The 13,067-nt window shown below is 35.7% G+C and carries 10 protein-coding genes; 6 read left to right on the forward strand and 4 right to left on the reverse strand.

The window, feature by feature from the left end; translation table 11 throughout:
* Window positions 1–38: 38 nt before the first annotated feature.
* Window positions 39–1,127, reverse strand: a complete 1,089-nt coding sequence (locus tag ACO05K_RS09695) for a fatty acid desaturase family protein (protein WP_421944241.1) — start codon at window positions 1,125–1,127, stop codon at window positions 39–41.
* A gap of 257 nt (window positions 1,128–1,384) precedes the next feature.
* On the opposite strand from ACO05K_RS09695, the gene ACO05K_RS09700 reads away from it, so the two are divergent.
* The 3 genes from ACO05K_RS09700 (at window position 1,385) to ACO05K_RS09710 (ending at window position 4,198) form a co-directional block, all read left to right on the forward strand.
* Window positions 1,385–2,260, forward strand: coding sequence for an SDR family oxidoreductase (locus ACO05K_RS09700; RefSeq protein WP_421944242.1), 876 nt, complete (start codon window positions 1,385–1,387; stop codon window positions 2,258–2,260).
* A gap of 88 nt (window positions 2,261–2,348) precedes the next feature.
* The gene (locus ACO05K_RS09705) at window positions 2,349–3,269 is read left to right on the forward strand and encodes a helix-turn-helix domain-containing protein (RefSeq protein ID WP_421944243.1); all 921 of its coding nucleotides are present in this window, start codon (window positions 2,349–2,351) and stop codon (window positions 3,267–3,269) included.
* A 107-nt stretch (window positions 3,270–3,376) separates the two neighbouring features.
* A complete protein-coding gene (locus ACO05K_RS09710; RefSeq protein WP_421944244.1) occupies window positions 3,377–4,198 on the forward strand; it encodes an SMP-30/gluconolactonase/LRE family protein in 822 nt (273 codons plus the stop codon).
* Window positions 4,199–4,218: 20 nt separating this feature from the next.
* On the opposite strand, the gene ACO05K_RS09715 is transcribed toward ACO05K_RS09710, so the two are convergent.
* Window positions 4,219–5,583, reverse strand: a complete 1,365-nt coding sequence (locus ACO05K_RS09715; RefSeq protein ID WP_421944245.1) for a PAS domain-containing protein — start codon at window positions 5,581–5,583, stop codon at window positions 4,219–4,221.
* Between the two features lie 289 nt (window positions 5,584–5,872).
* On the opposite strand from ACO05K_RS09715, the gene ACO05K_RS09720 reads away from it, so the two are divergent.
* The 3 genes from ACO05K_RS09720 to ACO05K_RS09730 all read left to right on the forward strand — a co-directional run bounded on the left by ACO05K_RS09720 (window position 5,873) and on the right by ACO05K_RS09730 (window position 10,041).
* Window positions 5,873–6,136: a hypothetical protein gene (locus ACO05K_RS09720; protein WP_421944246.1), complete on the forward strand. Its 264-nt coding sequence runs from the start codon at window positions 5,873–5,875 to the stop codon at window positions 6,134–6,136.
* A gap of 228 nt (window positions 6,137–6,364) precedes the next feature.
* The gene (locus ACO05K_RS09725; protein ID WP_421944247.1) at window positions 6,365–9,055 is read left to right on the forward strand and encodes an ATP-binding protein; all 2,691 of its coding nucleotides are present in this window, start codon (window positions 6,365–6,367) and stop codon (window positions 9,053–9,055) included.
* A 158-nt stretch (window positions 9,056–9,213) separates the two neighbouring features.
* Window positions 9,214–10,041: an SGNH/GDSL hydrolase family protein gene (locus ACO05K_RS09730; RefSeq protein ID WP_421944248.1), complete on the forward strand. Its 828-nt coding sequence runs from the start codon at window positions 9,214–9,216 to the stop codon at window positions 10,039–10,041.
* A gap of 72 nt (window positions 10,042–10,113) precedes the next feature.
* Here the strand turns inward: ACO05K_RS09730 and ACO05K_RS09735 are convergent, their stop codons facing one another.
* Together ACO05K_RS09735 and ACO05K_RS09740 are read right to left on the reverse strand one after the other, a co-directional pair.
* Window positions 10,114–11,250: an SGNH/GDSL hydrolase family protein gene (locus ACO05K_RS09735; protein ID WP_421944249.1), complete on the reverse strand. Its 1,137-nt coding sequence runs from the start codon at window positions 11,248–11,250 to the stop codon at window positions 10,114–10,116.
* Between the two features lie 100 nt (window positions 11,251–11,350).
* Window positions 11,351–13,039 carry a hypothetical protein gene (locus tag ACO05K_RS09740; protein ID WP_421944250.1) on the reverse strand — a complete coding sequence of 563 codons (1,689 nt, stop codon included), beginning with the start codon at window positions 13,037–13,039 and terminating at the stop codon, window positions 11,351–11,353.
* Window positions 13,040–13,067: the final 28 nt, after the last annotated feature.

The raw sequence follows: 13,067 nt of genomic DNA on the forward strand, positions 1-13,067 counted from the left end.
CGCTTATTTTCTAAAGCAACTCTAATCAAATTTTATTCTCAAGCAGGCGTTACCTCTCTACTAAATTTCTTTAGTGTTAAAAAATGTGACTTTAACGCATCAAAAAAAGTTTGATTTTCGATATATGGAAGGTTAAATTCACTAGCTGTTTGTTTTACAATAAGCGAAATTTGTCCGTAATGAATATGGCAAACTTTAGGAAACAAATGGTGCTCTATCTGCCGATTTAATCCTCCAAGAAAAAAAGCTGCGAACTTGTTTTGAGTTGCAAAATTAGCTGTTGTTCTCATTTGGTGCTCTGCCCATGCTTCACACATCTGACTGTGTTCATTTGGCAACGGAAATGTGGTTCCTTCCACTACATGCGCAAGTTGAAAAACTAAGCCCATGGTTAGGCCCTGGGCAATATGTAAAACTAAGAAACCTATTATAAACTGCCACCAGTTAACACTTAGAACCATTAAGGGTAATACAATAAACAAAAAGTAATACAATGCCTTATAAAAAAACAGGTTAAAATATTCTACTTTTGGATGCTTGTTTTGATGTGAACCGATTTCCTTCTGAAAAAATTTCACGTAGTCTTTTCTGAATATCCAGGAAAGTGAGGCCAGGCTGTACAACGGAAAAGCATACCAATGCTGAAAACGTTGAATTGCATTAATTTCATCATCGTGAGAGATACGAATGAGTCCGGGCGCAACTTCAATATCTTCATCGTGACCAGGAATGTTGGTATAAGTATGGTGAACTACATTATGAATAATGCTCCAAACATATGGATTGGCACCAATCAGATTAAAAATTAATCCAAATGCCTTGTTAACTTTGCAATTGCCAGATAGCGCACCGTGGATGGCATCATGGCAAACATTAAAACCAACAAATGCACTAAACATTCCAAGACCCGCAGCCATTGGCAACAAAACTAGCGGAGGTAATATGTTTATTAACATTAACAAATACAAACCTACAAAGCCTGTTAAAAAAAATGCAGTTTTAAACCACATATGCGAGTTAGCATGTTGATTTACTTCCTGCTCGCTAAAGAACTGACTAACTCTAAATCGAGTTGTAGCATAAAACGCAGAATTAGAAGTGCTGGAAAATTTTACCTTTTTTGACATATGTTCCGTTTGCTCTACATAACGCAAACAAACAGATGTATTAAAATCAGGTGTCGGAATCAGAAGAAATTGTAAACCGTTATTTTACCGATTTTGCTACTAATATAACATTATATAAAATGATTTGTTGTGTGTTCACATAAAAATAACAACTCCAACGAATTAAATAAAATCCTTTTTGGCTTATTTAAAGATAGATTTGGCTAAATACGTCACTTCATATTATTGCAATTTTACATCAACAAAAAAATTATAAGATGAAAGTATTTGTAACAGGAGCTTCTGGTTTTGTAGGCTCAGCAGTAGTAAAAGAATTAATAAGCGCAGGCCACGAGGTAATTGGTCTTGCCCGTAACGCAGAGTCGGCAAAAAAAATAAGCGATGCAGGTGCTGAAGTTTTGCTCGGCGGATTAGAAGATCTGGATATTTTAAAACAAGGTGCTTCACAGGCCGACGGTGTTATACATACCGCTTTTGTACACGATTTTACGAAGTATTTAAAAGCTGGCGAAATTGATAAAGCAGCGATAGCTACTATGGGTGAAGCATTGCTTGGAACTGAAAAACCTATTGTAGTGACGTCAGGAATGTTAGGTTTACCAAAAATCAACGGTACGATAACTGAGGAAAGTAGCGCAGAGAATTCGCCACGTACTTCAGAAGCTTCAGCGCTAGAACTTGCAGCAAAAGGTATAAATGCATCTTCTGTACGTTTCCCGCCATCTGTACATGATATCGGTGATAAAGGATTTGTTCCGTTTCTAATCGATTTAGCACGTAAAAGTGGTATTTCAGCCTATCCTAATGAAGGATTAAATCGTTGGTCGGCCGTACATAGATTGGATGCCGCAAAGGCTTTTCGTTTAGCTTTAGAAAAAGCTAAAAAAGGTGCAGTTTATAATGTGGTTGCCGATAATGGCATCGAGTTTAAACAGATAGCCACGCTTATTGGAGAAAAACTAAACCTGCCAGTTACATCATTATCAGGAGATGAGATTGAGAAACATTTTAACTGGATGGGACGTTTTGCAATGTTGGATGCTAATGCATCTGGCGAAAAAACAAAAGAGGTTTTAAACTGGAAACCTATCCATATTGGTCTGTTACAGGATATGGAAGAAAATTATTTTTAGTTTTTGATTAACTTAAAAACCGCTGAACAATATTTTAAAGCGGTTTTTAAGTTAATTTTATCCCTATCAATTAAAAGAATTTTCTGCTATGGAAAAGAAAGTTACTCAACGCATAAAAAGTATTACTGAATTTCATCGTGTACGTGGTTTACCCAAACCCGAACATCCGCTTATCAGCTTAATTGATTTTAGCAAAATGAAACGCCCGGCAAATATTGGAGAAACCAATTGGATGCTGGATTTTTACCAAATCTCTATAAAAAGAGGTATGGATTTTAAGATGAAATACGGCCAACAAGATTACGATTTTGATGAGGGTGTAATGTTTTTTTTAGCTCCAAATCAGGTTTTCCGAATTGAACATGACCCAAAAGCAACTACAAAGCAATCGGGCTATATGTTGCTTATTCATCCAGATTTTTTATGGAATACAACGCTTGCAAAAACCATTACGCAGTACGAGTTTTTTGATTATTCTGTAAATGAAGCTCTTTTCCTTTCAGAAAAGGAAGAAGCAACTCTAAATACAATCATGTCTAATATTCAGCAGGAATATCATGCTAATATTGATAAATTTAGCCAAAGCATTATTATTTCTAACATAGAAACCTTACTTAATTATTCAGAGCGATTTTATGAAAGGCAGTTTATAACCCGAAAAATTACCAATCATAAAATACTTGATCGTTTTGAAGAAGTATTGAAAGATTATTTCCAGAAGAATAGCTATACCACACAGGGTTTGCCTACAGTAAATTTCATCGCCAGCGAACTCAATATTTCACCCAATTATTTAAGCCGGTTATTAAAAAACCTTACAGGCCAAAGCACTCAGCAATTCATCCACGATAAATTAATAGAAAAAGCTAAAGAAAAACTATCTACAACAGATTTATCGGTTAGCGAAATTGCTTATGAGTTAGGATTCGAGCATCCCCAATCATTTACTAAATTATTTAAAGCGAAGACAAAACTTTCTCCTTTAATATTCAGACAAACCTTTAACTAAACAAATAAGTTAATTTTAGTATTTTGTGTAGATTAGAACATTTAGCCAATCAATTGCTCAGCTTAAATGTTATTAAATAATACTTTTCACCAATATCAAAAGCAAAAATGAAATTCTTCTCTTCCATACTATTTATAACACTTACATCATTTACTCTCTCAAAAGCGCAAAGCCTTCAACAAATATGGAAATCTGAAGAAAAGTTACCCGTTCCAGAATCGGTTTTATATGATGCAAAGTCAAAAACATTGTTTGTATCACTAATTGATGGAGAACCTGGTAAAAAGGATGGCAAGGGTGGCATTGCCGTACTTAACCTTGATGGAAGTTTAAAAAATGCAGAGTGGATTAGTGGCTTAAATGCACCAAAAGGCATGGGCATATATAAAAATGTGTTATATGTGGCAGATATAGATAAAGTTTTGGCAATAGATATCCCAAAGGCTAAAATAATATTTTCAACACAAGTTCCCGATGCCGTTTTTTTAAATGATATAACAGTAGATAATAAGGGTAATATATATGTTTCAGATACCAGAACAAATAAAATACACCTTATATCGAATGGAAAAAGTGAACTTTATTTAGAAAATGTAACAGCCGCAAATGGATTAAAATACTCAGGAAGCGAGCTCTACGTTTTGGCGGGAACTGAACTGATAAAGTTTAATTCAAAGAAGGAGAGAATAGTAATTGCCACCGGACTAGAAAAACCGGGTGATGGTCTTGAATTACTTCCCAATGGAGATTTTATTGTATCATGTTGGGCAGGTATTATTTATCATATTAAAGCAGATGGCACGAAAACCAAAATTTTAGATGTGCAAGGCAAAATGAATACTGCCGATATTGGATATGATGATAAAAGCAAAACGGTATATGTACCTACTTTTAATGCCAATTCTGTTATCTCTTATAAATTGTTTTAAAGTTAAGTATGTGTAGAAAATTATGGTTTTTCTATAATCTGATTTAAACCTATAATGTGAGTAGCCTTTCCATCGGCATTATATACTGGCTTGCCAAAACCTCTAATCCAATGAAGTGAACCATCTCTCCATTTCACTTCATATTCTGCCCGGTAAATTCCATTGGTATCAATGGCGTGCTGAACAGCATCTCTGATATTCTGTTTATATTCTGGCAACATCGTATTAAAGAGGTCAGAATAACCAAATGCCTCTTCAGGGAGATAACCATAATTCTTTTTCAACTGATTGTTTGAAGTCATATTGCCTGTAGCGAACTCTACAACAGTATAGCCCATACCCGCAACTTCAATAGCATTCGTTAACACAAGATTAGCTTCATGGGTTAACTGTTTGGATACGACCAGGTCCGTAACATCAGCAAGAATAAACATAATATTATCCGGCTCATCCCCCATTCTTGCAACTGGTTGTAATGAAAGGTTTGCATATAAAATTTTAGATTTTCCATGATGATTAATCTTCAATTTCATAGCTGCAGCATGATAAGGTTTACGGGTTGTATACACTTCATCAAGCAATGAAATAAACTTTTCGTTACCAACTTCGCTGACAACTGAATCGAGTTGCTGCCCGATTAAAGAATCATCATTACCGAAAATATTATTAAGAGCATCGTTTGATTGCCAGATATTTTTAGTAGAACCCGAGCAAATTCCAATAGCAACTGGCGTGTACTTAAACAAGCGTTCGTAACTATCTAGTACACTCTCCAAAAGACTATTCGCCTTCGAAACCTGATCCTGATATTCCATTAAATCTGTATTTCGATTAACAATTTCTGTATTAAAAGAAGTGATATGCTCATTCTGCTCCCTTAGCAATACTTCATTTAATGCAATAAGACGCAATTCAGTTCTGTCCATAACGACTTTAGCAAGTCCGGCTAAAATTTCTTGCTGATTTTCATCGAAATTTTTACTTTGATAATCCATAACGCAAATGGTTCCAATTCTTTCTCCTTGCCTGGTAATAAGTGGAGCCGCAGCATAGAAAGAAATTCCCAGCGGATTTGAAATATCAGGAATAGCAACGTTAACATCTTTTATAAACGTTACATGCTTAGATTGCATGGCTTGGTTACATAAACTTTCAGAACGTAATTGAGTCATTTCCGAACCGTAACCTACATTTGATTTGTAATATACCTGCTCTTTCCCGATAAAACAGATTAAAGCTATGGGAACATTGAATATGCGACTAGCGAGTTTGGTTAATTCATCAAAGGCTGATTCAGGTGTTGTACCGGCAACTCGGTAGTATTCAAGCGCAGCGATTCTTCTCATTTCCATATCGGAAGACTCATGTGTATTACTGCTTTTCATTTTATGAATATTAATAACGACAAATATATTCTCAAGAACCTGATTAACCTAATTAAGAGTTTCTTGTTTTAATAAGTGTTATAAAAATAAACCTAAAATTTGTAATGTTAAGATCCATTTTGTTCAGTATTGAAAAGACACCTGAATGGGTATTGGAGTATTCTTAGTCTATTGCAGAAATAATAGTTGACAAATATCAAATAAATCGTCTTTTGAACCTATCAGCTAAAACAATTCTAAATGTAAATCACTTTATTAGAAGTCTACTATTAACTCTTTCCTGCTTGCTATGAATACAGATACTCTACTGCATGCAAAACTAAAAATCAGGATTATGGCTGAAGTTTCTTCAACAGGTTCTAAAGCAAATTACAGGACTATATCAGAAGACATTTTTAATAAAACAGGAAATTATTTATCTCAAACAACCATTAAACGGTATTTCGAGCAGAGTGAAGAAAATTTGAGATTTTTACCGTTTGTTTTGAATAGTCTTGCACAATATGTTGGATATAACGATTGGGAAGCCTTACGCAAAACTGATATAGGTTAGCGTTCAAATCAATTAGTAAGCACTAAATCTTATTTTTACAAAAACTTTTGTATCACCAATTTGCTTTACTATATAATTAAATAAAAACTGATGATAATTTGGTTACCATTTTATTATTATGATTTTGATAATTAAGTAGTAGCAACCCTTTTAAGTAGTTGCAATCTATTAAGCAGTAACATTGGTAAATAACAATTAATATCTTCGTAAAATACCTGAATATAACATATGGCACAAGGCCCACCCTACCTTCAAGTCGATACACTTCTGGAAATATTCCAGCATACCAAAACAGCTACAGCGGTACATGTTGGAGAAGAAGCTTACATACAATTTGCCAACGATGCTATGATTAACATCTGGGGCAAGGATAATTCGGTTATTGGAAAATCTTTAGAAGCCGCATTACCCGAGCTTAAAGGACAGCCTTTTATTGAAATGTTTGCCAAAGTGTGGAGAGAGGGTTTAACCATAGGTGGTTCAGACACCCCTGCAGAGTTAATAATCAATGGAAAAAAAGAAACCATTTTTTTTGATTTTGAATACAAGGCAATGTTAGGGAGTGATGGGAAAACAATCTGTATTTTACACACGGCAACTGATGTTACTGAGCGGTATTTGAAAAATAAAATTTACGAAAAGGTAATTGAAACAGAATTAACATTAGGTAGAGAACAAGCATTAAACGAAGAACTGGCGGCTACAAACGAAGAATTGATGGCCAGTAACGAGGAGCTTGCCGCAGCTTTTGAAGAAATAAGAACAACTAATGAAGAACTTCAGGTTACAAAAGATAGTCTCAAGTCTCTAAATGCCTCACTCGAAAAACGTGTTGAGCAAAGGCTTGAGACAATTTCAATGCTAAATCAGCAGTTAGAAGCATCAAATGAAGAAATCAGAGCTTCAAATGAAGAACTATTAGCATCGAATGAAGAACTTGCAATAAGCAAAGAAGATTTAGAATTAAGCAACCAAAACCTTGCTGAAAGTGAGTTCCGTACACGGGCAATAATAGAAAGTGCTCCATTTCCAATCGGAGTTTATTTAGGCAGAGAACTCAGGATTACTTTTGCAAATCAATCAATTTTGGATGTTTGGGGAAAGGGTAATGATGTGATTGGTAAGTGTTACAAAGAAATTCTTCCTGAACTTGAAAACCAATCTGTATTTAAACAACTTGATGATGTTTTCTTAACAGGAATACCTTTCATGGCCCGAAATCAGGCAATTAACCTGGAAGTAAATGGCGAACTAAAAACCTATTTTTTCAATTATAATTTTACAGCATTAAGAGATGAATCTGGCAAGATTTACGGTGTAATGAATACTGCTGCTGATGTTAGCGATCTGGAAATTGCCAAGCAGCAAATTGAGTTTGCAGCTAAGGAAACAAATAGGCTTAATGAACAGCTGGCTGCATTAAATGAAGAATTGATGACTTCGAATGAAGAAATGACGGAGTACAATCAACAATTAAGTTTACTTTATGAACAATTAGGCATTAATCAGGGTGAACTTGAACTCGCTATTAACGCTGCCGGCCTCGGAACATTCGATCTTAATCCCGTAACCGGAAGATTTACAGGAAATGATTTACTTAAATCCTGGTTTGGTTTAGCGCCGGAGGAAGAAATAGAGCTTGAACATGCAACCAATGTGATTGCCGATAGCGATCGTTCAGAGGTTATTTCAGCCATCGAACATGCACTAAATATTAGTTCTGGTGGTGATTATGAAAAAGAGTATTCAATAATTTTATCTGGCAAGCCAAGAATTGTTAGAGCAAAAGGCAAAACCCTGTTTAATAATGAAGGACAAGCCATTCGGTTGAGTGGTGTATTACAGGATGTAACTGAGCAGGTAAATTACAGTAAAGAAATCTCTGAGGCAAATACTCGATTAAAAATCGCCATGGATGCAGGGGCTTTAGGCTCTACAGAAGTAGATTTGGCAACAGGAAACATGGAGTGTAACGATCGTTTTAAAACTTGTTATGGAAGACCATTAGATCAGCGTTTTACGTACCCCCAACTGTTTGAATCTATGTTACCGATTTATCGGGAAGGAATTAAAGAACGTGTAAAAATTGCAATTGAAACGCATAGTGTTTATCAGGCAGAATATGAAGTACAATGGCCAGATGAAACAATACATTGGATTAATGCGCATGGAAGGGCACGATATGATAATGATGGGAAAGCCATTAAAATGGTTGGTATTGTTTCTGATATAACAGAAGCTAAAGCAGATGAGCAACGAAAAAATGATTTTATTGGCATGGTTAGCCATGAACTCAAAACACCGCTAACATCAATAAGCGGTTACCTTCAGCTTCTTCAAATCAGAGCAAAGAAAAATGAAGATAGTTTTTCTGTTCCGGCTTTAGACAAGGCAAACAATCAGCTGAAAAAAATGACCAACATGATCAATAGCTTTTTGAATATGTCGAGGCTAGAATCTGGCAAAATACATATCGACAATCAATATTTCGATCTTGCTCACCTTGTTAGTGAAATAGAAAGTGAATTTCAGCTTACAGTAACGAGTCACAAATTAATTTTTACGAGCGAAGGTGAATCATTTGTAAACGCCGATCGCGACAAGATAGGTCAGGTTATCAATAATTTCATCAGCAATGCGATAAAATATTCTCCAGCCGGTAGCACAATAAATATTCGTTGCAAACCTATGGAAAATTCTGTTCAGGTATCGGTGCAGGATCAAGGCTATGGCATTCGAGAAGAAGACAAGGAAAAACTTTTTGAGAGATACTATAGAGTGGCCAACCAGCCTACAACAATTTCAGGTTTCGGAATCGGGCTTTATTTATGTGCGGAAATTATTAAAAGGCATAATGGTAAAATTTGGGTAGATAGTGAGCAAGGTAAAGGCTCAACATTCTTCTTTAGCATTTCATAAATTAAGTTCGTTTTTGTACGTACAATTAAAAGAGCTCTAGTCTTGAGCTTTGTTAGTTAAGTTTTAAGTGTAGACTGCTTAGGATGGACAACTAAAAGAATGTTGTAATTTTGTAATGCAATCCTATTATTAGAGCGGAAACGCTCCGCAAAACATCTATGAAACAAAAGCTATCAATACTCATAATTTGCTTATTTCTATTTTCTTTCAAACCAGAATCTACAAAATGGGTAGCGATAGGAGATTCAATAACTTACCTGAATGACCATCTGGAAGAAACCGGAAACCGTGTTTCAAAGGGTTATCTTAGCAGGGTAACCGAAGCATTGAGTTCATTTACTTACATTAATAAAGGCTACAACGGCTGGACGGCAGCCGCAATTGCAGGCCGATTTAATACGCTCGAAATTCCAAAAGCAGATGTATATACCGTTTTTCTGGGCACAAATGATTGGTGGGCTGGAAGACCTGTTGGAAAAATTGAAAACTACATTAACAACGATGGAAACTCTACGCTTTATGGCTCTTACAGAATCATTTTAGATGGAATAAAAAATATAAATCCCCATGCCAAAATTATCTTGATTACCCCTATACAGCGAGTTGATTTTGTTTATATCGCAGAGCCGACCAACAACGCATACGGTTCTTATAAAAGCAAAGCTGGGCAGCATTTAGAAGAGTTTGCAAAAGCGATTTCGGCAATAGCTAGACTTGAGCATATTTCTGTAGTAGACCTTTACCACGACAAAGCACTACAACTGAAAAACCTGGTTAAATTTAAAAAGCTAAAAATCCCAAGTACAGAAAATTATAAGAAATATACCTATCCGGCATCAATAAATATACCTTATGATGCTAAGCGAGATGAATATCCTTATCCGGTAGATGCTATAAAAATGACTTATGATGGCCTTCATCCTTCTGATAAAGGCAACGAAGTAATTGCTAAACGGCTGATTAAAGTTTTCGTAGAGAAAAAGTAATACATTGATAACATTTCCGTGTAGTACTTTCAAGTTTACCAAAGGCAATTTGTTGTTCTGATTTGTTTTGTTTTAATTGATGAAAAGCCCACATATCATTTGAGCATACCATCTGGATAGGTAATCGTTTGGGTGATTTACATTATTACCTGTCATGTCCTGATAATTCTTCTTTGTTAATAATGTTTTGTGTACGCCTGTCATATCAACAATTGCAATATTTTTTGAAGATAATTTTTTCAACTCCTGAGCATAACTTCCTTGTATACCATCTTGAATCGCATTCGGATTGGCAAGCATTGGTGAGATAAGTATAAATTCAGTTGCGGGGTTAATTTCAAGTGTCGAATTAATAATTTTTCTAATGTTTTTAAGGTATTCATCAGGAGCTACTTTGGAAGCACCATCGTTCATTCCAAAACCTATCACAAGTAAATCAGGCTTTTCTTTCGCAGCAATTTCGGCAGCTTTTTCCGCACCCCAGCTTGCCATCTTTCCGGCAACTGATGGATTGGAATAAATAATCTCATTTTGAAAGAAATCCTTAAGTTTCCAGGTTACTAATTCCGGCCATGATGGCATATATGGGGCACCGTTCATCAATCCACTCGAATTATATCCCACTTCAATGCTATTGCCAAGAAAACAAATTTTTACAGGCTGCTTACTTTTAAGTTTTACACGGGTTATTGGCAGCGCATCATCATTAATTACAGGAACAGCACCTTGCCACCTATCGCCTGGTTTACGTTTATAACTTACAGATATTTGCTGTGATTGAAAATAAAGGCCTTCTTTAAAAAGTACGAAGGTAGAATCAAGTTTACCCGTCATTGAAAATCCTTCTTTTTTATGCTTAAAAACAAGATCTGCTTTATTTAAACAAGGAACTCGGGAATTGGGTAAAATAATCAATTTGCCATTGCGTAAAATCCAGTCTTTACCCTTTGTGTAAGTTATGCTGTGGTCAGTTGATCTCACAGATAGAATTTCTGCTGCCTGATAAAGCAGTGTTACAGAATTTATTTCACCATCGCGGATTACCATTACGGTTTCATCCGTTATTGTGGATGCATTCCAGAATGGCTGCATGTATTCTTCAAGGTTTATGAAAGGCTTATAACGCTCATCGAGCTGAACTTTCTCCTGTGAAATTGCGATGTGAGCAAGCAGTGAGAAAAGAACTAAAAACAAAGTAGTTTTTTTCATTTGATGGAGGACTTCAAATAAGTTTGCATTACACGGTATGGAATATCAATATTAAAAATACGGATTTAGAATTAACCAAGTCCGTATTTTTAAGTTGTCATTATTTAATTGCAGTTACCAAATTCAGCGAAATCAAATTATTTAATGGAGTAACTCTAAATACTGCTCCGTTGCTTGGCACAGAAAAACTGCCTTTATTGATTAAAAAATTGTAGTCTGCGCCTTCAAAATTACAAGCAATACTACCTTTACTGATGCTACCGAAGGGAAGTTTTGCCCCATTGGCTGTATTGAGGTCTAAATACCAATTCAGTTTTTCTTTTGTTATGATTTTAATGCTGAAAGTCTGCTCCGTGAATGTCATTTGCAGGTTCCCATCAATAGAAGTTAAAGGCCAGGTTACGTTAACAGTATTTTTACCATTATCAGTAAATACAGGTTTCCCGCCTTTCAATAAAATTTCTTTTCCGTTTACCAGCGCCTTCAGGCGTAGTCCCGCAAGTTGATCTTTTTTACTCCAAAGGTATCCTTCTACTACAGGAAACGTATAAAACGAACATTCGTTAGATGTCGCTTTTTGAGTAGTGTATTTGTCAGGAAAATTCTCATTAAATAAATGAATATCTCGGATTCTTAAACCGTCATTTTCCCAAAGTAAATTCATTCTGTAAAAACGGCTGTTGTACCACAACGTTTTTTGGTCGCCACCTTCTATATCTTTACTTACAGCAAAAGAAGTAGCAGGTGTAACTTTATAGTTTTTCTTAAACCATTCCCCCGACTCTACCATTTTTTCTACTTTGAGCTTTCCTTCATCTCTTAACTTAGCTATAAGCGGCATTTGGATTTCAAAACCTTTTTTAACATCATCCCATATAAAAGAATTTTCCTGTCCTGCCTGAGCATAATTAAAACCTAAAGAACGGTCTTGCGTAAACGTTTCAAAAAACCAGTTTACCCACGTTTTATCACCGCCTCCGAATTTGTAAACCGGTTCAAGTGTAATCACACCTTGCCTTCTAGAGCCTAAACCGGTATCATACTGACGGATTGGGTCGCTACCCAACATCCTAAATACAGGGACAGGAATTTGTTTCTCCGCGTTTTGCGCAGGCATATAAGAGTTAATTTTACTTGGGTAATATGCCTGATTCCAGTAACCACCCCATAATGTATAACCATCCGTACCGTATTGGTCTTTACAGTTTGCAGAAGCTACGATTTGATATTTTTCATACATATAGTTCAAACTATGTGCATCAATAAACCATGAGGCAACTGATTTTGGATAATAGCCGAAAATCTTTTTAAAATCTGCCATATAAACATCAATAATTTTTTCACGTTCAGCAGGCGTATATCCGGTTGCAAAGCCAACATCTGCGTGCCAATCCCATGGAAAGCGTCCACGCCATTTCAGTCCTGCCTTTTCTATAAGTGGTTGTGGCAATTCCCACCATGCACCAATTTCGAAAGAATCTTTCGGCAAAGCGGATAAGAGTTTTTGATAACGTGGGTCCATCAAAGCATCATATTGAAGCAAAAACGTTCCTGGCAGGTTGTATTTCTTCATAATCTCTACCTGGCTTACAACAGTTTGATAAAGCACTTCTTGCGTTATTTTTGCATCTCTAGGCTCAAGCAGGCGAATAAAGTTTACAATATTTATAATCTTCGGGCTTTCTGCTGAGCCAGGATTTTCATGAGTAATAATACTGCTGAAGGCAGAAAAGCCGAATATCGCGACCAATCCAACAAGAAGTATAATTTTTATTTTAGCTGTTTTCATTGTGTTGTTCATAGATAAATTAAGGTGG

This window comes from Pedobacter sp. (genome assembly GCF_965227205.1).
GTDB lineage: Bacteria > Bacteroidota > Bacteroidia > Sphingobacteriales > Sphingobacteriaceae > Pedobacter.